General features: G+C 56.3%; 16 protein-coding genes. 4 read left to right on the forward strand and 12 right to left on the reverse strand.

Translation table 11 applies throughout. The features are described 5' to 3' along the window. Window positions 1-84: 84 nt before the first annotated feature. From EM595_RS14100 to rppH, 8 genes are all read right to left on the reverse strand, one after another. Complete coding sequence (locus EM595_RS14100) at window positions 85-387, reverse strand: prepilin-type N-terminal cleavage/methylation domain-containing protein (protein ID WP_067433332.1); 303 nt, start codon at window positions 385-387, stop codon at window positions 85-87. Beyond that, on the reverse strand, window positions 377-823 hold the full coding sequence (locus tag EM595_RS14105; protein ID WP_067433335.1) for a DUF2509 family protein: 447 nt from the start codon (window positions 821-823) through the stop codon (window positions 377-379). The genes EM595_RS14100 and EM595_RS14105 overlap by 11 nt, the downstream gene beginning before the upstream one ends. Then, window positions 823-1,359 carry a prepilin peptidase-dependent protein gene (locus tag EM595_RS14110; RefSeq protein WP_067433338.1) on the reverse strand — a complete coding sequence of 179 codons (537 nt, stop codon included), beginning with the start codon at window positions 1,357-1,359 and terminating at the stop codon, window positions 823-825. Before EM595_RS14110 ends, EM595_RS14105 begins: the two co-directional genes overlap by 1 nt. After that, window positions 1,356-1,835 (reverse strand): prepilin peptidase-dependent protein, encoded by a 480-nt coding sequence (locus tag EM595_RS14115; protein ID WP_336470208.1) that lies wholly within the window; start codon window positions 1,833-1,835, stop codon window positions 1,356-1,358. The genes EM595_RS14110 and EM595_RS14115 overlap by 4 nt, the downstream gene beginning before the upstream one ends. A 669-nt stretch (window positions 1,836-2,504) precedes the next feature. Further along, the gene (gene thyA / locus EM595_RS14120) at window positions 2,505-3,299 is read right to left on the reverse strand and encodes a thymidylate synthase (protein ID WP_067433343.1); all 795 of its coding nucleotides are present in this window, start codon (window positions 3,297-3,299) and stop codon (window positions 2,505-2,507) included. Continuing rightward, window positions 3,296-4,177: a prolipoprotein diacylglyceryl transferase gene (gene lgt, locus EM595_RS14125; RefSeq protein WP_067433346.1), complete on the reverse strand. Its 882-nt coding sequence runs from the start codon at window positions 4,175-4,177 to the stop codon at window positions 3,296-3,298. Before lgt ends, thyA begins: the two co-directional genes overlap by 4 nt. Window positions 4,178-4,298: 121 nt before the next feature. Continuing rightward, window positions 4,299-6,545 carry a phosphoenolpyruvate--protein phosphotransferase gene (gene ptsP, locus EM595_RS14130; protein ID WP_067433349.1) on the reverse strand — a complete coding sequence of 749 codons (2,247 nt, stop codon included), beginning with the start codon at window positions 6,543-6,545 and terminating at the stop codon, window positions 4,299-4,301. A 12-nt stretch (window positions 6,546-6,557) separates the two neighbouring features. Further along, the gene (rppH, locus tag EM595_RS14135) at window positions 6,558-7,085 is read right to left on the reverse strand and encodes an RNA pyrophosphohydrolase (protein WP_067433352.1); all 528 of its coding nucleotides are present in this window, start codon (window positions 7,083-7,085) and stop codon (window positions 6,558-6,560) included. 685 nt (window positions 7,086-7,770) lie between these two features. Here rppH and mutH point away from each other — a divergent pair. The 3 genes from mutH (at window position 7,771) to EM595_RS14150 (ending at window position 10,044) form a co-directional block, all read left to right on the forward strand. Beyond that, window positions 7,771-8,457, forward strand: a complete 687-nt coding sequence (gene mutH, locus EM595_RS14140; RefSeq protein ID WP_067433355.1) for a DNA mismatch repair endonuclease MutH — start codon at window positions 7,771-7,773, stop codon at window positions 8,455-8,457. Between the two features lie 178 nt (window positions 8,458-8,635). Beyond that, window positions 8,636-8,851: a YgdI/YgdR family lipoprotein gene (locus EM595_RS14145; protein WP_173645403.1), complete on the forward strand. Its 216-nt coding sequence runs from the start codon at window positions 8,636-8,638 to the stop codon at window positions 8,849-8,851. Between the two features lie 152 nt (window positions 8,852-9,003). Then, window positions 9,004-10,044, forward strand: a complete 1,041-nt coding sequence (locus tag EM595_RS14150; protein WP_067433358.1) for an NADP(H)-dependent aldo-keto reductase — start codon at window positions 9,004-9,006, stop codon at window positions 10,042-10,044. Between the two features lie 1,022 nt (window positions 10,045-11,066). Here EM595_RS14150 and lplT read toward each other — a convergent pair. The 4 genes from lplT to EM595_RS14170 form a co-directional block, all read right to left on the reverse strand. Beyond that, the gene (lplT, locus tag EM595_RS14155; RefSeq protein ID WP_067433361.1) at window positions 11,067-12,263 is read right to left on the reverse strand and encodes a lysophospholipid transporter LplT; all 1,197 of its coding nucleotides are present in this window, start codon (window positions 12,261-12,263) and stop codon (window positions 11,067-11,069) included. Further along, window positions 12,260-14,419, reverse strand: a complete 2,160-nt coding sequence (gene aas / locus EM595_RS14160; RefSeq protein WP_067433364.1) for a bifunctional acyl-ACP--phospholipid O-acyltransferase/long-chain-fatty-acid--ACP ligase — start codon at window positions 14,417-14,419, stop codon at window positions 12,260-12,262. Before aas ends, lplT begins: the two co-directional genes overlap by 4 nt. Before the next feature lie 656 nt (window positions 14,420-15,075). Then, window positions 15,076-16,791: a penicillin-binding transpeptidase domain-containing protein gene (locus EM595_RS14165; RefSeq protein ID WP_067433367.1), complete on the reverse strand. Its 1,716-nt coding sequence runs from the start codon at window positions 16,789-16,791 to the stop codon at window positions 15,076-15,078. A gap of 306 nt (window positions 16,792-17,097) precedes the next feature. After that, a complete protein-coding gene (locus EM595_RS14170; protein ID WP_067433370.1) occupies window positions 17,098-19,371 on the reverse strand; it encodes a molybdopterin-dependent oxidoreductase in 2,274 nt (757 codons plus the stop codon). Window positions 19,372-19,572: 201 nt separating this feature from the next. On the opposite strand from EM595_RS14170, the gene galR reads away from it, so the two are divergent. Beyond that, complete coding sequence (gene galR / locus EM595_RS14175; RefSeq protein WP_067433378.1) at window positions 19,573-20,574, forward strand: HTH-type transcriptional regulator GalR; 1,002 nt, start codon at window positions 19,573-19,575, stop codon at window positions 20,572-20,574. Window positions 20,575-20,681 lie beyond the last annotated feature (107 nt).

Here is a 20,681-nt window from a genome sequence, read left to right on the forward strand (position 1 = left end):
TGTAGCAAATGCGCCGTCACTTTAGCGCGATAATGACTGGATGGAAATGCAGTATCGGCATTAACCCCTGGGTTATTTCCGGGTTTACTTATCACATCGTAACTGGCGGATAGTGGCCTGCCGCTGAAGCGGGCTGCGCACATCGGCAATCAGCCAGCGACAGCCATCCGGTCCCGCCAGCTGACGAAACTGGCTGCTCCAGCCGGGCTTTTCATAGCCCTCAAGGCGCAGTACAGCCAGCCGCCAGGCTTCCCGCTGTTGCCACTGCGCCATAAATCCCTGCGCCAGACGCTGCTGATAGTGCAGCAATCCCAGCGATGCCACCGCAAACAGCAGCATGGCCACCAGTGTCTCGATCAGGCTAAAGCCCGCCTGCTCACTGCGCATCGTCACAGGCCTGTGCTGGCGACAACGGACAGTAATCGATCCATCCGCCGGGTAGCGCGTCCAGGCGGTTGCCATTTGTTCTGACCCAGTGCCACAGCCGCAAAGCAGGGACATCATCGCCTGGCAACAGCGCCTGCTGTGCAGCGGGCTCGCCGAACAGCAGTGCCTGCGCATCCTCCTGATGCAGCAGACAGGCACGCCACTGATATTCAACCTGTGTGCGGCATGACCATCCTTGCAGCTGAGGCCAGGCCTGCTGTAACCCCCAATTCAGTGCTGACTGCGCCTGATGAAAGTCACGCACGTGCTGCTGCTCGTCCGCCACCAGCGACAGCGAGAGATCAAGCTGCCGCTGCATGGCATGAAGCATCAGGGTTGCCAGCATCACCAGCATGATGGTCATGCCCAACACCGCACCGCCCTGCTGCGACCGCATCACAAATTGCCTCCATAACTCCACTGCTCGGTCTGCTCGCGCAACTGAGGAAACTGGCGCACATGGCCACTGAGCACGATGCGAATCGTCTGCTGCTGCTGAAGCAGCTGCAACTCATCAAGCACCACAATGCGCGGATCGGAAATACGTTCCCAGCCGGTGCCTTCACAACCGCTGGCACCGCGCAACACCTCAAGGCTTTGGTTACGTAATCGATATCCCCAGCGTTCACTTTCTGCATGCTCGCTGCCCTCCCATTTACCGTTACTGTTTTCATCCCACCGCACCAGCAAGCAGCGCGGTTGAATCTGTAGTGCTTCGCCGCTGCAAACGCCATGACAATATCCAGCGCGACGCACGGCTTTTTCCATCAGTAGCACCAGCTGTAACAGCTCTTCCTGCAGCTGCACGCGAAGCTGTAGCTGCAATGCGTCGCGCTGTAGCAGCGGCAACATTTTTCCCACCGCCATCATCAGCACACTGCTTATCGCCACCGCCAGCAGCATTTCAATGAGGCTAAATCCCTGCTGTTTCACTGGCAGTTTTCCTCCTGCGGCTTGCACTGGCGGATTCGACCAAAGGCCGAAATGATGATGCGTCTGGTGCCTGCCTTACCGCTTAATTCAAGATGGCCCGCTTTTGCCGTATTGCGCACGCCGTAAAAACCCGGCTCGCCGACGATTTTGCTGATGACGACATCTGCATAGGGCAACACCAGCTGCATTCGCTGTGACGCTACGCAACTCTCTGGCTTTTTTCCGCTCCCCAGGCAACCCGGATTACCGTCAATCAGCCACACGCTCTGGCCGCTGTTGTGCCAGTTAGCCCAGGATCGAAGACGCAGCAGAAATTGCTGCACCTGCCGCGAGCTCTCCTCCAGCCGCTGTATCTGCTGCCAGTGCTGCCAGCCGCTGAATGCGCCGCCGGTAAGCACCGCGGCGATAGCCAACACCACCATTAACTCGATCAATGTAAATCCCAGCTGCGATGTTCTGTTCATAGCCAGCGACATTACGCCGATAAAACGCGATGGAAATAGGTCAGATCACAAAGCATAAGGTCGCTTCCAGCACATTCGCGTCAGCAGCACCGGCTTACCTTTTTCTGCGAGGCATGCCGCAAAAACCACTGAATCGGCACGCACAAAAGCCGCCCGCTAATGGACTGAGCAGGTAAACAAAAGCAGCAGGCTCACAAAGACAGAAAGTCAGGATTCAGGATTCAGGATTCAGGATTCAGGATTCAGGATTTCAGGATTTCAGGAAAAGCAGAGCATCAAGCCCGCAAGCCCGCAAGCCATTAAATAAGGCTCGCTGCGGCAGATATCCGACCTTTCAGAGCGTTATTGCGGGTATCGGAGAGAGCCGTAGAGGATCGCCCGGCAGAAGGCGAGAAAAGAGTAAGAAGCTCGGCACAGCGCCCCTGCTGTTTTGAGCAGCGCCTGCGCGGCTAGGGCATTGCAAGCCTTTGAATGAGATGGGAAAGCTGATCATGAATATTCGCGAAGGAGTAGGATTTACAGAAACGGTATGAGGGGGAGTGCCTGTCGGAGAGCTCAGGCAGAGGCGATGGTCGCTCTGGGCTGAACTCTCCGACAGCAATGTAACAGTTTAAAGCATCTGACTTTGGGTGCGATCCTGACGGCCTGTGAATTCATCGCCGTCACTCTTGCATCCGGTTCTTAAATCGCGACTGGCGCTTTGATCGCCGGATGATATTCGTAGCCTTCAATCACAAAATCTTCAAAGCGATAATCAAACAGTGAATCAGGCTTACGGGTAATAACCAGCTTCGGCAACGGATGCGGTTCACGGCTCAGCTGCAGTCGCGCCTGTTCCAGATGGTTGCTGTATAGATGCGTATCGCCACCGGTCCAGACAAAATCCCCCACTTCGAGATCGCACTGCTGCGCCACCATATGCACCAGCAGCGCATAACTGGCGATATTGAACGGCAAACCGAGGAAGACGTCGCATGAGCGCTGATAGAGCTGGCAGGAGAGCTTGCCATCCGCAACGTAAAACTGGAAGAAAGCGTGGCACGGCGCCAGCGCCATCTGATCCAGCTCGCCGACGTTCCATGAAGAGACGATGATGCGGCGAGAATCGGGATCCGCTTTCAGCTGCTGCATGACCTTGCTGATTTGGTCAATTTCAGTGCCGCTGGCGGTGCCCCAGCTGCGCCACTGTTTGCCATACACCGGACCTAAATCGCCGTTCTCATCTGCCCACTCATCCCAGATCGACACCTTATTCTCTTTCAGGTAGGCAATGTTGGTATCACCCTGCAGGAACCACAGCAGTTCATGCACGATAGAGCGTAAATGGCAGCGCTTGGTGGTCACCAGCGGAAAGCCTTCCTGCAAATTGAAACGCATCTGATGACCAAAAATAGAGAGCGTGCCGGTGCCGGTACGATCGTCTTTTGGCGTGCCTTCGGTCAGCACTTTGTTCATTAATTCCAGATACTGTTTCATTTTTCCTCACGTAAATGTTGCTGCGGACGGCGGCGATACGCCCAAACCATCATGATAATACCGGCGAGGATCATCGGGATAGAGAGAATCTGCCCCATACTGATCACGCCGTCAAACAGGCCAAGCTGCGCGTCAGGCTGGCGGAAGAATTCCACAATGATGCGGAAGGCGCCATAGCCAATCAGGAACAGGCCAGAGACGCTGCCCATCGGGCGCGGCTTGCGAATAAACAGGTTGAGAATGACGAATAGCACGATGCCTTCCAGCAGCAGCTCATAGACCTGCGACGGATGGCGCGGCAGAACGCCGTAGGTTGCCAGCAGCGACTGCCATTCCGGGTGGGTTGCCGCCAGCGCAACGTCTTCGCTGCGTGAGCTGGGAAACAGCATCGCCCATGGCAGATCGGGTGCCACACGGCCCCACAGTTCGCCGTTGATAAAATTACCCAACCGACCGGCACCCAAGCCAAAAGGAATCAGTGGTGCAATAAAATCAGCGACCTGGAAGAAGTTACGTTTGGTGCGACGGGCGAACCAGAGCATCACAACAATGACGCCAATCAGGCCACCGTGGAACGACATGCCGCCATCCCAGACTTTAAACAGATAAAGCGGATTTTCCAGAAACAACGGCATGTTATAAAACAGCACATAACCAATACGGCCGCCGAGAAATACGCCCAGGAAGCCAGCATAGAGCAGGTTTTCCACTTCATCTTTTGTCCAGCCGCTGCCGGGCTTGTTGGCGCGACGCACGGCCAGCCACATGGCAAAAAGGAACCCCACCAGATACATCAAGCCGTACCAGTGCAACGATATCGGACCGATGGAGAAGATCACCGGATCGAACTGCGGAAACGCAAGGTAGCCGTTACTCATTTTTCACCATTATTTTTCTGCCCTGAAAAGGGGCGATTAAAGGATTAAGCTAAGCGGAATATAAGGCTGCGCACTATAGCACAGCCTTTTTTATGGCGACGCGCGCAAATGTAAACGTCGGTCAACGGCCACCGCGAATCAGGCCGCCTAGTCCACGTCGTTCCATAAACATGGCAACCTGCTGACGCACTTCACTGGCGGTTTGCGCACGCAGCGCTTTACCGGCCATCTGTTGCGCCTCTTCCAAATCGGTATGGCGCAGCAGATATTTCACACGCGGGACGTTCTTGCCGTTCATGCTGAGATGAAAATAGCCGAGGCCGACCAGCAGCATCACGCACATCGGATCGCCCGCCATTTCACCGCATAAGCAGAGCTCCAGACCCGCCTGCGCGGCGTCCTGAGCAATGCGGTGCAGCGCCTGCAGCATCGCCGGATGCAGCGAATCATACAGGCTGGCAACGCGCGTATTGTTGCGATCCACTGCGAGCAGATACTGCGTTAAGTCGTTGGTGCCGACCGAGATAAAATCGACGCGGCTGGCGAGATGGCTAATCATATAGAGCATGGAAGGCACTTCAATCATCACGCCGATGCGCGGCCGCGGAATGCGGTAGCCGATCATCTCTTCCACTTCACGACCGGCGCGATCGATCAGTTTTTTCGCCTCATCAATCTCATCAATGCTGGAGATCATCGGCAGTAAAATGCTCAGGTTGCCGGTTGCCGCATTGGCACGCAGCATAGCGCGGACCTGCACGAGGAAAATTTCCGGCTGATCCAGCGTTAAGCGAATGCCACGCCAGCCAAGACATGGGTTCTCTTCGCTGATCGGCATGTAAGGCAGCTGTTTATCGGCGCCGATATCGAGCGTACGCAGGGTCACCGGCTTATGGTGAAACAGCTGCAGCATGCCCTGATACTGCGCCACCTGCTCCTCTTCCGTCGGGAAGCCGCTTTGCAGCATAAAAGGAATTTCGGTGCGATAAAGGCCGATGCCATCGACCCAGCTGTCGAGTGCGCGTTCATGCTCGGCGCTGAGACCGGCATTCAGCATCACCTGTACCCGCTGGCCGCTTTTCAGCTCGCCAGGCTGCTCGACCACGCCTTCAGCTACTTTGCTGAGCGCGTTCTCTTCAACAATCAGCCGCTGATATTCCTGCAGCAGTACCGGCTCCGGGTCAATCAGCACTTCACCGCGATAGCCATCTACCACCAGCAACCGCTTGTTCAGCAGCTCAGGCTGAATGTCTGCGCCCATCACCGTTGGAATGCCCATGGCACGTACCAGAATCGCGGCGTGCGAGTTGGAGGCGCCATCGCGCACGACTACGCCCGCCAGCCGCTCCTGCGGCAGTTCAGCCAGCGTGGTGGCGGTCAGTTCATCCGCAACGAGAACAAAACGTTCCGGCCAGGCGTTGGTGCCCTGCAGCGTATCATCGAGGTGAAACAGCAGGCGCTGGCCGAGCACGCGCAGATCGCCGGCGCGCTCGCGCAGATAGTTATCCTGCAGCCGGGCAAACTGCGCCGCGTACTGCTCGATCACGGTTTTAACCGCCCATTCCGCCACGGACCCCTGCTCAATCTCGGCAAAGAGATCTTTTTTCAGGCGCGCATCGCTGAGCAGGTGCGAATAGAGATCGAAAATTGCCGCACTCTCTTTCTGCACGCTGGCGGTGAAGCGTTTACTGAAGCGGCGGAATTCGGTCGCCGCCTCGCCCATTGCCAGCGTCAGGCGTTCGCGTTCGCTTTGAATATCGAGCGTGGAAGCCTGTGTGACCTGATCGAGGGAGGGCTGCGTGGTATCAACCCAGCCGGGTGCCACCGCCACGCCGGTCGCGGCGGCGATAGCGCGAATACGCGTCTGTCGAAACTGGCCAAATAGCTGGCCAAGCTGAGCCTGCGACAGCAGCGTGCCCAGCTGCGTAGCCAGCGTAACCAGAAACGACTCTTCGCTTTCATCAAACTGACGGTGTTCACGCTGCTGAACCACCAGCACGCCAGAGAGCTGGCGACGGGTGATTATCGGCACGCCGAGAAAAGAGCGATAGCGCTCTTCTTTTACTGAGGGAATGTATTTAAAACTGGGATGGCTCTGCGCATCGGCAAGGTTGATCGGCTCAGCCAGACGGCCAACCAGACCCACAATGCCTTCATCAAACGCGAGCGTGATGGTACGGCCACGGGGCTTTTTCAAACCGCGCGTGGCCATCAGGTAATAACAGCGGCGATCGTGATCGGCGAGGTAAACCGAGCACACCTCGGTGTTCATCGCAAAGCAGATCTCATTTACGAGAATTTCGAGCGCTTCACTCAGACGTGGCGCACCGGCAACCTTCTCTACAATTTCGCGCAACTGAGTGAGCATAATCTGGGTCGACTAACCTCTTTTACGCCGCCAGGCAGGCGCATTACGCTGAACTGTATTCTCCTGCATCGGCATAACCACGGTAGAGAACTCTTTCATCACGCGGCGATATACGTCGCGCTTAAACGAGACAACCTGCCGTACCGGATACCAAAAGCTGACCCACCGCCAGCCGTCGAATTCTGGCGTACTGCTGGTTTGCATATTGATATCCGCTTCATTACACATCAACTGCAGAAGAAACCATTTTTGTTTCTGGCCGATACAGACCGGCTTTGTATCCCAACGCACCAAACGCTTCGGCAACTTGTAGCGTAACCAGTTACGGGTTGAGGCAAGAATACGCACATCTTTGCGATGCAAACCCACTTCTTCAAAAAGTTCGCGGTACATCGCCTGTTCCGCCGTCTCACCAGGATTAATACCGCCCTGAGGAAACTGCCACGAGTGCTGACCAAAACGTCTGGCCCATAAAACTTGTCCCTGCCTGTTACAGATTACGATACCTACATTCGGGCGGTAGCCATCATCATCGATCACTGGACTACCTCAAACTAAAATTCAGATAGCCTGATTGTTTCATACTCCTTACAGACGGTAAACCACTGGTTAAGCGCACCGACAGCGGATAACACAGGGATAACTCACAGAAAAAGTCATACTTATAAACAGAGGCAGCTAAATCTGTGCGATCTTATGCACGTTTTCTGTGGATAGCTTTGTGCAGAACAGGGTAAAGAATGGGATCAACCTGTTCGCCGTCGCAAGCTAACCCCAAAGAGGCAACGATAAAACTCTTTATTATTCAGTAAAATGAGGTTTTATCCACGCAGTTACCCCCGTCTTGTGGATCGCTTTTTGGCGAGACAGATCGGTTAGTGGTGAAAGATCGACCAGTGGCGATGTTATCCACAGCAATTGCCAAAAAGATCGGCACTCAGGAGCAAAAACTGTGCAAAAAGGTGTTCGTCAAGCCTGTAAATCGAACCAGTAGCGGCAACATTGGCCGGTTATCCCATTTTTCTGTGGATAAACCGGTGTAAGATCCTGTTCATTGTTGATGACAAGCTGGTAAAAGTGTCACGCCATATAAAACAGTTGCATGAATGATCGATGAAAAACACATGATTTATCATGCTATTATTTTTCCTTAAACCGCACTGGCGCCCTGTATAAAACGCGCCATGATAAACTGATTGATTTTTGAACAGCACCAGGCTTGCTTATGACTCCCCTTTTACTGCCCGCAGGACCACCTGAAAGTGAAGCCGAACTGCTGACGCGTGCACGGCTGTTGGCTGGTTTGACTCTGAGCGAGGTGGCCGAACAGGTCGGCATAGTGCAACCGCGCGATCTGAAAAGAGATAAAGGCTGGGTTGGTATGCTGCTGGAAACCGCGCTGGGCGCCAGTGCCGGCAGCAAACCGGAGCAAGATTTTGCCCATCTCGGCGTTGAGTTGAAAACCATTCCGATCGACAGCCAGGGAAAGCCGCTGGAGACCACCTTTGTCTGCGTCGCGCCGCTGACCGGCAACAGCGGGCTGACATGGCAGCGCAGCCACCTACGGCATAAACTGTCGCGCGTGCTGTGGATTCCGGTTGAGGGCGAACGCACTCTTCCACTGGCGACGCGGCGCATCGGTTCTCCTTTGCTGTGGAGCCCGAACGCCGAAGAAGAAGCTGAGCTGCGCCGTGACTGGGAAGAGCTGATGGACATGATCGTATTGGGCGAGGTAGAGCAAATCACCGCGCGCCATGGTGAAGTCTTACAAATCAGGCCAAAAGCGGCCAACAGCCGTGCCCTTACTGCCGGCACAGGTAAAGATGGCCAGCCAATCATGACGTTACCGCGCGGATTTTATCTTAAGAAGCGTTTTACCGCTGCGCTGCTGGCGCGCCACTTTCTGCTTTAAAGTTGGTTAACCTGCTGATTTTCCTCTCTCCTGACGCCAAACTGTGCTGTGCTGGCAGCGTTGACATTGTCAAGAACAACCCATGCTTAGCGCCTATTTTAAGAATGGTGCGATTAAACTGCGCGCGCAAATGGATTATTACTACACTGTTGAGAGTATCAGTGAGGGAGAATCAGGAATGAGGTGGATGTCTGGCGTCGTATTAGCGACGGTAACGTGTTTGTTAGGTGGTTGTAGTAGCGATTATGTGATGGCAACCAGGGATGGGAAAATGATCATGACCGACGGCAAGCCGGAAATTGATAAAGAGACCGGGCTGGTGAAATATACCGATCAGTCAGGTCATGAAATGCAGATCAATAGTGATGAAGTCTCAACCATTATTGAACGCTAAGTTCCTCATTCATCGCCTGTTATACCTTTCAGCTATAGCAGGCGCATTTCCCGATAAATCCCCCCTTCCCCCACTGCGATGACGCGGTTATAGTCAAAAAAGCCCCGATCAGCACTGCGTTATCTATTACATAAAGAAAAAGGAAGCCGGCAATGCAATATCACCGTATCCCCCACAGCTCGCTGGAGATCAGCCAGCTGGGATTAGGCACCATGACGTTTGGTGAGCAGAACAGCGAAGCCGACGCCCACGCACAACTCGATTTAGCCCTGCGCAGCGGGATCAACCTGATCGACACCGCAGAAATGTATCCTGTGCCACCGCGTCCTGAGACCCAGGGCCTGACGGAAAAGTACATTGGCAGCTGGATTAAAGCGCGCGGCAACCGCGACAAAATTGTGCTGGCCAGTAAAGTGGCCGGTCCATCACGCGGTAACGATGCCGGAATTCGCCCTAATCAGGCTCTGGATCGTAAAAACATTCGCGAAGCCCTTGATGCCAGCCTGAAGCGGCTCAATACCGATTATCTCGATCTTTATCAGCTGCACTGGCCACAGCGGCAGACTAACTGTTTCGGCAAGCTCGGCTATGAATATGTCGACGGCGCCGTGCCGGTGACGCTGCTGGAAACGCTGGAAGCGCTAGCTGAACAGGTGCGCGCCGGTAAGATTCGTTACGTCGGCGTGTCCAATGAAACGCCATGGGGCGTGATGCGTTATCTGCAGCTGGCCGAAAAACATGAGCTGCCACGCATCGTATCGATTCAAAACCCCTATAGCCTGCTCAACCGCAGTTTTGAAGTTGGCCTGGCGGAAATCAGCCAGCATGAAGGCGTGGAGCTGCTGGCCTACTCCTGTCTGGCCTTCGGCACGCTGAGTGGCAAGTACCTGAATGGTGCTAAGCCAGCCGGTGCCCGTAACACGCTGTTCAGCCGTTTTACCCGCTACAGCGGCGATCAGTCACAGCAGGCGATTGCCGCCTACGTCGACGTGGCCCAGCGTTTTGGTCTCGATCCGTCGCAGATGGCGCTGGCCTACGTGCGGCAGCAGCCGTTTGTTGCCAGCACCCTGTTGGGTGCCACTACGCTTGAGCAGCTGCAGTTGAATATTGACAGCTTTAACCTGACGCTGAGTGAAGAGGTGCTGCTGGAGCTGGAAGCGGTGCACCGCCGGTATACTTACCCGGCACCATAAACAGAGGCCAGGGGATAGCCTTGCCGGCGGGCTTTTTTGCCTTGCAGGCGGGCTTTTAGGGTCAGTGTCTTAAGGTCAATGTCTTAAGGTCAATGTCTTTAAGGTCAACGTCCATTTCGTTCTGCCCTTCGGGCCGCCCGAGCAGGGGCGGCATGCGCCCCGCCCCTGCACCCCGGCTATCCGGCAAACACAACCGCCCGCCAAAAGCGGGTTCCCTCAGCAAAACCCTTTTCCTCACGGACCGGACGCGATTCGCTCCCAGCTCAACGCGCCCTCTCGCCGCATCCCTGCGGCTCGCCCTGGAAAACGCTTTTGCCTCGGCGTTTGTGATGCCTCCTCAAAGTCAAAACCCAGGTCAAAACCTAAAAAACAAAGAATAAAAACACGTCAAAAGTACTTTAAAAACACTTCAAGAACGTTTCAAAGGCACTTCAAAATTAAAGGTGCGGCTGCACTTTGCTGCCGCATTATTTAGATGTCATTTTATCCAGCATTCAACACAAAGCTCGGACCTAAGTTATCAATTATTAAGGTTAAAAATTAAGTTACGCATTAAAGAGTCAGCTTCCTTGCTGGTTGGTCAGTTAGTTGGTTAGTTGGTTAGTTGGTTAGTTGGTTAGTGGGTATATGATTTTATTTTTAAGTTTTATTTTAAATTCTTGTCTTAGTCTTTTAGGTTTTGACTTGGGGGTTGACCTTGAGGAGGCATCACCACCGCTGAGGAGGTGAACATTTTAGGATGTCCCGCCATGGATGGCGGGACAAGGGAGCGCTGAGCGGGGAGCGAATCGCGAGCGGTCCGTGAAGAAATGTGAGCCGACGAGGGTACCCGCTTTAGCGGGCGGTTGTGTTTGCCGGATAGCCGGGGTGCAGGGCCGGGGCGACTGCCGGCCCTGCTCGGGCTGCCTTCAGGCAGAACGAAATCGCTTTTGACCTTAAGTCATTGACTTTAAGCCTTTGACCTTAAGACATTGACCTTAAAGGCCGCCCGACCTCGGGCAACACCAGACGGCCCTGGGCCGTCACACTCGCTTCCGACCACTCACCCATAATATTGTTATCGCCACGGCAAACAGCACGCCGAAGCCGACACCGGTGGCAACCGGCGAAGCGCCCAGCTTCACCGCCAGCGAGTAGAGCGCCAGCATAATCAACATGGCGCTGTTTTCACCGAGGTTCTGCACCGCAATCGCGTTACCCGCGCCAACTGACTGCTTGCCGCGCTCCTGCAACAGCGCATTCAGCGGCACCACGAAAAAGCCGCCGAGTACGCCAATGACCACCAGCACGCCGTAAGCAGGCAGTAGCTGATGTTGCAAAGAGAACGCGACAACCGCAACGCCAATCAGCACGCCCGCAGGCATACAGCGCGCCACAGTTTTCAACGTCACCAGTTTGGCCGCGGCCGCGGCGCCAAACACGATGCCAATCGCCACCATGGCGTTAAGCAAGGTTGGCGTTTTGTTATCGCTGATGCCCAACGCCGCCGGAACCCACAGCACCAGCAGAAAACGCAACGTAACGCCAGCACCCCAGAACAGGCTGGTGCCCAGCAGCGAGAAACGCGTTTCACCGTTATGCCACAGCACACGGCAGGCGCTGAAAAACTGCTGCGCCATCCGTAGCGGATGCCAGCTTTGCCCAGGCCGGGCGGAACGCAGTTTCGGGATCAGCAGATTCGCTGCCACCGCAATTGCATACGCCACCACACAGGCGACGATCGCGCCGGTAAGATTCCAGTCGGCCAGGATGCCACCGGCTACCGAGCCCACCAGGATGGCGGCGATGGTTGAAGCTTCCATCAACCCGTTGGCCTTCACCAGCTTATCGCCGCGGGTGATTTCGCCAAGAATGCCATATTTTGCCGGTGAATAAGCCGCCGCACCGATGCCCACCAGGCTGTAGCCGAGAAATGGATTGGCGCCAAACACCATCGCCAGCGTACCCAGCAGTTTTAACCCGTTGGCGAACATCATCACGCGCCCTTTAGCAAAACTGTCGGCTAACTGGCCGACAAAAGGCGCGAAAATAATGTAGGTGGCGACGAAAACCATCTGCAACACCGGCTGGCTCCAGTCGGGATAGAGCTGATTTTTCAGCACCGCCAGCGTGGCAAACAGCAGTGCATTGTCACCAAAGGCCGAGAAAAACTGCGCGACGATCACCGCCAGCATGCCGCGTGACAACAGCGGTGAATCGGGTTGCGTAACAGAACTCATGCCGGATCCGCCTCTTGTTCTTCAGCCATTTTTTTCAGCGCCACAAAGTCCGGCTTGCCGCTGCCGAGCATCGGTAACTGCTTCAGATAACGAATATCGCGCGGCACCGCCAGCTCACTGTTGCCCAGCTCACGCGCCGCTTGTTGCAGCTGACTACGTTGCAAAGCTTCATCGGTCGTGAACAACACCAGCGCTTCACCGCGGCTGCCGTCTGGTTTAATCGAGGCCGCATGCTGTTTCTCTGGCGACGCCTTCAGCGCCAGCTGCTCCACGCTTTCCAGCGATACCATCTCGCCAGCCAGTTTGGCAAAGCGCTTCATCCGGCCCTGAATCTGGCAAAAGCCGCCTTCATCAAAGCTGACAATATCGCCGGTGTCATACCAGCCTGCTTCCATCTCGCCTTCACCATTATCCGCCACCGGTGCTTCCAGCACGCCCGGATTCTCCACGCGCAGATAGCCTTTCATGATGTTCGGCCCGCGCAGCTGTAACTTACCGCCCTGCTCAATGCCTGGCACCGAAATCAGCCGCGAATCCATCGCTGGCAGAATACGGCCAACGCTGTGCACTTTAGCCGCCATCGGTACGTTGATCGCCACCACCGGCGCGCATTCTGTTACGCCATAGCCTTCGAGAATGCGGATGCCAAAACGATCCTGCCACAGCTGTCGTGTGCCTTCCTGCAGCTTCTCCGCACCCGCCACCACGTAGCGCAAGCGGGCAAAATCGTAAGGATTGGCAAAGCGCGCATAGTTGCCAAGAAAGGTCGAGGTACCGAATAGCACGGTGCAGTTACGGTCGTAAACCAGCTCAGGAATGATGCGATAGTGCAGCGGGCTGGGATAAAGAAAGGTTTGTGCACCGGTCATCAGCGGCGTAAACAGCCCCACGGTCAGACCAAAGGCGTGGAACAGCGGCAGCGACGCCATAAAACGATCGCGCGGCGTGAAATCGGCCACGGTACGAATCTGCTCCACGTTAGCCAGCAGGCTTTTATGCGAATGTACCACCCCTTTCGGATTACCTTCGGAGCCGGAAGTAAACAGCACCATCGCGGCATCTTCCGGTTGCTGCGCCACGGTGGCACGGCGCGGCATCAGCAGATGCAGCAGGATCCATAGTTTATCCTGACGGGTAATGGTCTCTTTCAGATCTTCGAGATAAACCCACTGTACGTCGCTGAGCGCCTCCGGCAGATGCTGTAATTTGCCTTTTTCCAGGAACTGGCGTGAGGTAAAGACCGTTTTGATCTCTGCTGCCGTTAGCGCCACGCGCAGGCCGTTAACGCCCGCGGTGTAGTTGAGCATGGCCGGGATGCGTCCGCGCAGTGAAGCGCCAAAAATGGCCGCGGCGGTAACCGTGGTGTTCGGCAGCAGCAGGCCAACGTATTCGCCCGGCGCGCTGTAGCGCTCCAGAATGCGGCCAACGCCCAGCGATTTTTTCAGCAGCGACGTATAGCTGTCGGGTTTGAAATTGATATCTTCAATACAGGGTTTAAACCAGCCGTAGCGATCGCGCGCGCTAAGCAGCGCTTCGTATAGCGTTTCCCGTGGCCGCACTGCCATGCGTGCTTCCATCATCACATGATGCAGATGTTCACCGGCTAACAGACGACGCTGCCGCGCGGTGGCGGCTTCCGGCATCGGAATGGTGGTGGACGGCAACAGCGTCAGCGTAATGCGGGGAAACAGCCGCCGCTTAAAGGTGCCGCCCAGGCGACCAAAAGGCGTAAACTCCGCCCCTTCAATGCGCATTGGCACCACGCTGGCCTGCGATTTCGCCGCCACAAAACCGGCACCGCTATAGATTTTCATCAGCGAACCAGTGACGCTAATCCGCCCTTCCGGAAAGATCACCACCGGCTGACCGGTACGCAACGTTTTGATCAGGCGTTTAATCGACAGCGGATTGGTGGGATCCAGCGGCACAAAATCGATCACCGGCTTCAGCAGGCGCATAAACCATTTGTCGCCAATCGACGAGTAGACGGCAAATACCGGCTTGATCGGCAGGAACAGCGCCAGCAGCATGCCATCCAGGAAGGAGACATGGTTTGGCGTAATCAGCACTCGTTCTTTATGCAGCGCCGAGAGATCGCCCCGTAGCTCAACCCGCCACAGCAAACGAAAGATAAATCGAAACAGACTAAACAGCATGCCAGCTCCTTGAGCATCAGATTCGCATCAGCCATGCAGGATATAGCGTTCACTGGCATTGTTAAAGCTGTACGCACCCCCCGCTCCGCCCGTTGCCACGCCACCACACGATAATATGCTACCCACCACGTGCACGCGGCATAATGGCCACACGCCGCTGACTCATCATTTCCCAGCGGCCTCCCGATGCAGCCAGCTATCCCCCATCCATCCGCCCATTTATCCGATCATTCCGTCAGCCTCAATACGCCACACGGCCTTCGCCTTCGCCTTCGCCTTTAGATTTGGATTTGGATTTGGATTTGGATTTGGATTTGGATTTGGATTTGTTTTAAGACTTTGCTTTTAGTCTGTTTGTTTTTGACCTGGATTTTGACCTTGAGGAGGCATCACAAACGCCGAGGCAAAAGCATTTTCCAGGGCGAGCCGCAGGGAAGCGGCGAGAATAAGCGTCGCGCCGGGAGCGCGTCGCGCATGGTCCGTCGGAAAAGGGTTTTGCTGAGGGTACCCGCTTCAGCGGGCGGTTGTGTTTGCCGGATAGCGCGGGTGCAGGGCCGGGGCGACTGCCGGCCCTGCTCGGGCAGGCTTTAGCCTGAACGAAATGGACCTTGACCTTAAGACATTGACCCTAAAAGGCCAGCCCGCCAGGGCCCCCCTCACCCATGCCCATACAACGCATCCGGCGGAATATTCATATGCTTCAACACCGGCCCAATAATATTGCCAAACACCGGCGCCGCCACCGAACCACCAAAGTGATCGCCTGCGGTAGGATGGTTAATCATGATCACCAGCGCCACCTCCGGATGGCTGGCAGGCGCGACGCCAACGGTATAGTTGATATAACCGCCGTCATATTTGCCACTGGCGCCCATTTTCTCTGCGGTACCGGTTTTGATCGCCAGCCGATAGCCAGGCACCGCCGCACGCACACCGGAGCCGCCGGGCAACGCATCGCTCTCCATCATGTGAATCACATCCTTCACCGTTTCCGGGTTGGCCACCTGTTTGCCAATCACCGGCGGCGTAACCTTGGTGATCGACAGCGGACGGTAAACACCATAGGCACCGATAGTGGCGTATTCGCGGGCGATCTGCAGCGGCGTAACGCGCAGGCCGTAACCAAAGGAGAAGGTCGCGCGCTCGATGTCAGCCCAGCGCTGGCGATGCGCCGGGAAATAGCCGACGCTTTCACCGGTCAGCCCTAAGCCGGTGGGTTTGCCAAGACCAAACGCCTGATAGGTATTGACCAGCGCTTCGGCAGGCATCGCCAGCGCAATATGCGATACGCCAATGTCGCTGGATTTTTGCAGAATGCCGGTCATGGTCAGTCGCGGCCAGTGGCCGACGTCGCGGATCAGATGGCCGTTAACACGGTAAGGCGTGGTATCAATCACCGAATCGGCGCGCACCAGATGGCGCTCCAGCCCTTCCATCACCACCAGCGGTTTCACCGTCGAGCCAGGCTCATAGCTGTCGTTAATCGCCGCGTTGCGCATCTGCGCCGGTGAGGCATCGGCATAGTTATTCGGGTTAAAAGAGGGATAAGAGGCCATCCCGAGAATTTCGCCGGTATCGACTTTCACCAGCACCGCTGCGCCGGAGTCAGCTTTGTTTAACAGCACGCCATCGCGCAGTTTGCTGTAGAGCGTGTACTGATCGAACTTGTCGATGCTCAGCTGCACGGTCGGCGGCTGTTTTGGCGGTTCATAATCGATCATGGCAATAATGTTGCCTTCGCCATCCTGACGGTATTTCTCCACGCCCGGCTCGCCCTGCAGCAGCTTATCGTAACCGTGCTCCAGCCCGTTCAGCCCTTTATTATCGGCACCGACCACGCCAAGCAGCGGCGCGGCGGCTTCGCTCATCGGATAAAAGCGGCTGTCATTGTAAACGCTGCTGATGCCTTTCAAATGCAGCTTGCTGATGTCCTTGGCGATACCCAGCTCGATTTTGCGGCCAAGATAGAGAAAGCGCTTGCGCGGATTGGCCTGAATTTGCGCGGCGATCGCCTCAGGTCGTTCATTCAGCGCGTTGGCGAGATATTGCCACTTGGCGTTGGTGAAATCGGGATGTGCCTCGAGCACGCGCTGTGGATCGGCGATGATATCGCGTGCCGGAACGCTCAGCGCCAGCGCCTCGCCGTTACGGTCCAGTAACGTGCCGCGATTGGTGGGCAACGTCACGGTACGCAGCGAGCGCTGATCCGCTTCGTGTTCCAGCATCGGATGGTTGATCAGCTGGAGATCGCCCACGCGTGCCAGCAGCAACACCAGGCAGGTCAGCACGCCGAGGCAGATCAAGCGAAAACGGAACGGATTAAACGGCGCTTTGATCTGGTCTTTTCCAAGAAATTTTTTTATGCGAGGCATGTCGATGGCTGCGGCAGATGAGGTAACTGGCTGGAAGTTATAAAGAATATCACTGCGGGTTTACAGGAAAACTGTGTTTCGATTCGTTAGCATCGAATGAAACGTGCGCGTTATCAACGCGTTAGCAGGGCCAGGAAATTTCAGGCAAAAAAAACCTGCGCATCTGCGCAGGTCGGTGTAATCAAGAAAACTTTTGATGTTCACCCATCAATACCTCTGGGACTTAAAATGTAGCAACCGATGCCTTGCCCTCGCCATCACATATTCGCAACAGTTACCCGCAAAATGTAACCAGCCATGTGATCCTTAACTGAATTTGCGACTGGCCGCTTTTTGCGCCTGCACAAGACAGCTCATGGCGTTGGGTCCCTGGGTCAGCGATGAGGTGCCGATATCCAGCGTCAGCACGTTAGGATTGCCGGCGCGATCGTGATCGTGCCAGGCCTGGCCAAAGCCGGGATCGAACCAGGCACCGGTGGCGATGAGCACCACGCCAGGCGTCACGCCGTCGGTCAGCCTTACGCCCGCCAGCATGCGACCACGATCGTTAAACACCTCAATTTCATCGCCGTCTGCCAGCTGGCGCGCTGCGGCGTCGTCATGATGCATCCACAGCGTTTCGTGCCCGGCGGTTTTGTTGCCCTGTACGGTGGCGGTGGCATCCATCTGACTGTGCAGCCGATCGCCGGGTTGAATGGAGATCATTTGTAGCGGGAAGCGCTCGCTCAGCGCGCTGCCCAGCCATTCCGCAGGTTCGCGCCATTCAGCGTGACCGGCAAAGTCGCTCAGCGCATAACCGGCGATGGTTTCGCTGAACAGTTCAATTTTGCCGCTGGCGGTTTTAATCGGATTAGCCTGCGCATCGGCGCGAAAATCTTCCATAAAGACATAGGGTTTATCGCCCTGTGGCACCTCAACATAGCCCTGCTGCCAGAACGCCTCGAACGACGGCCATGCCAGCCCTTTCGCCGCATGTGCCCGCGCGCAGCGCTGATAGAGATGCTCAATCCACTGCATTTCATTGCGTTTTTCGGTGAAGGTATCGCGATAGCCGAGTCGCTCAGCCAGATCGGCAAAAATATCGAAGTCGTTACGCGCCTGATGCTGAGGTTTGATCGCCTGATGCATCGCCAGCACAAAACGATCCCGCGAGGAGCCGCCAATGTCGTTGCGTTCCAGCGTGGTGGTCACCGGCAGCACGATATCGGCCATCTGCGCAGCGGGCGTCCAGACAATATCCTGCACGATAACCGTATCGGGACGCTGCCAGCCTGCCACCAGCCGGTTGAGTTGCTGATGATGATGGAACGGATTGCCGCCCGCCCAGTGCACCAGATGAATATCGGGATAGCGGTGCGTTTCGCCCTGAAAAGCGTAAGGCTCGCCGGGATTCAGCAGCATATCGCTGATACGTGCTACCGGAATGGCCAGCCCGGCCGGATTAACGCCGGTGGACATCAGCGGCGCCGGCCCTTCAATGCGTGGATTACCGACGCTGTTCATGGAGCCGTGACCGAACGAGAAGCCACCGCCAGGCAGCCCCGGCTGGCCGAGCATGCTGGAGAGCGCAATCATCATCCAGTAAGGTTGTTCGCCGCGATGGGCGCGCTGCACCGAATAGGAACAGGTGATAAAGCTGCGTTTGCCACACAGCTGCTGCGCCAGCTGGCTGATGCGTGCCGCCGGAATACCGGTAATCGCGCTGGCCCACTGCGGCGTTTTTGCCACGCCGTCGCTTTCGCCGCTGAGATAGGCACGCAGCTGCGGCCAGCCAACGCAGTGCGACTGCAGAAAGGCGTTGTCCACGGCGCCGAGCCGTTCAATCTCCCAACCCAGCGCCAGCATCAGCGCCACGTCGGTGTTGGGACGAATCGGGATCCACTCCGCATTCACAAATGCCGGGCAGTCATCACGCATCGGGCTGATATTGATCACCGGCGTGCCTTTTGCCGCCAGCCGTTGCAGTGCCGGTTTCAGGCTGTGCTCGCCCGCGCCGCCTGAGGCAACCTGCGCGTTCTTCAGCGCCAGACCACCAAAAGCGAGAAAAATCTCGGCGTGTTCCACCACGCTCGGCCAGTCGGTAACGCGACCGGTCAGCGGCATATAGGTGCCAATCACGTAAGGCAGAAAGAACTGCGCCGCGCCCCAGCTGTAGTTGCCCAGCTGATCGACGCCGCCGCCGCCCTGAAAATAGAAACGACGCACCAGCGTGCGCGCATGGTTTACGCGTCCGGCGGAAGACCAGCCGTACGAGCCGGTGAAAATCCCTTCCGCACCGTAGCGATCGCGCACACGGCGGTTCTCTTCTGCCACCAGATCGAGAGCGGTTTCCCAGTCAACGGCGACAAAATCTTCGCGCCCCCGCAGCGTGCGATCGCTTTTTTCGCGCGATTTAAGCCAGGAACGACGCACCATCGGCTGACGAATACGCTTATCGGAATAGACTAACTCCGGAATGGTATTGAGCATCGGCGAGGGATCGCTGTCGGCAAAAAAGGGCTCACAGCCAACCAGACGATCGTTGTCGGTTACGGCGGTAAAAGCGCCCCAGTGGGCAAGATGCGGCACGCGTTTTTTCATAGTCAATTTCTGGCAGGCGGGAGAACAGGAGCCACAGAATAGCATTTTTGCGCCGCGTCGCCAGCGTTGCCGCCCGCGCAACATGCCGCTGAAACTCACCGCTTTTGCGACGAAACTGGCATTCTGTTGGCTTGAACCAGACACGCTTTTCCGTAACACTGGAGCCATGTGTAAACGTTTACCCAGGATGTATGCAAACGCATGGCCACGATAAAGGATGTAGCCCGTCTGGCGGGCGTGTCGGTCGCAACGGTTTCGCGCGTGATTAACAATTCGCCGAAAGCCAGTGAGAGTTCCCGTCAGGCCGTCGGCAGCGCGATGGAAGCGCTGCAATACCATCCCAACGCCAATGCACGCGCGCTGGCACAACAATCCACCGAAACCATCGGCCTGATTGTGGGCGACGTTTCCGACCCTTTTTTCGGCGCAATGGTCAAAGCGGTGGATGAAGTGGCCGGAGAGACCGGCAACTTTTTGCTGATTGGAAACGGTTATCACAACGAGCAAAAAGAGCGGCTGGCAATTGAGCAGCTAATGCGCCATCGCTGCGCGGCGCTGGTGGTCCACGCCAAGCAAATTCAGGACAGCGAACTGATTGCGCTGATGAAGCAGATTCCCGGCATGGTGCTGCTGAACCGGCTGCTGCCGGGGTTTGAATCACGCTGCATTGCGCTGGACGATCGCTACGGTGCCTGGCTGGCAACTCGCCATCTGATTCAGCAGGGGCATCAGAACATCGCGTTTATCTGCTCAACGCACCATATTTCCGATGCGGAAGATCGGCTACGCGGCTATTACGACGCGTTACGCGAGCACGATTTGCCCTGCAACGATCGGCTGGTAGCTTTTGGCGAGCCGGATGAACGCGGCGGCGAACAGGCGATGACCGAGCTGTTAGGCCGCGGCAAAACCTTCACCGCCGTTGCCTGTTACAATGATTCGATGGCTGCCGGTGCGCTGGCGGTGCTCAGCGATAACGGTATCGTGGTGCCCGAGGCGATGTCGCTGATCGGCTTCGACGATGTGCTGGTTTCCCGTTACGTGCGTCCTCGCCTGACCACCATCCGCTATCCGATTGTCACCATGGCGCAGCAGGCCGCCGCGCTGGCCCTCGCGCTGGCAAACGGCCAGCCGCTGCCGGAAGTGACGAATATGTTTAGCCCAACGCTGGTGAGACGGCATTCCGTTAGTGGACCGGGATAAGGGGGGATTAGCCTTGAGGCGGCGGGCCTTTTAAGGTCAGCGACCGGGGATTAGCCTTGAGGCGGCAGGCCTTTTAAGGACCAGGTCAAAAGCCAGGTCAAGGGCCA

Source organism: Duffyella gerundensis, from assembly GCF_001517405.1.
In the GTDB taxonomy this organism is placed as follows: Bacteria; Pseudomonadota; Gammaproteobacteria; order Enterobacterales; family Enterobacteriaceae; genus Duffyella; species Duffyella gerundensis.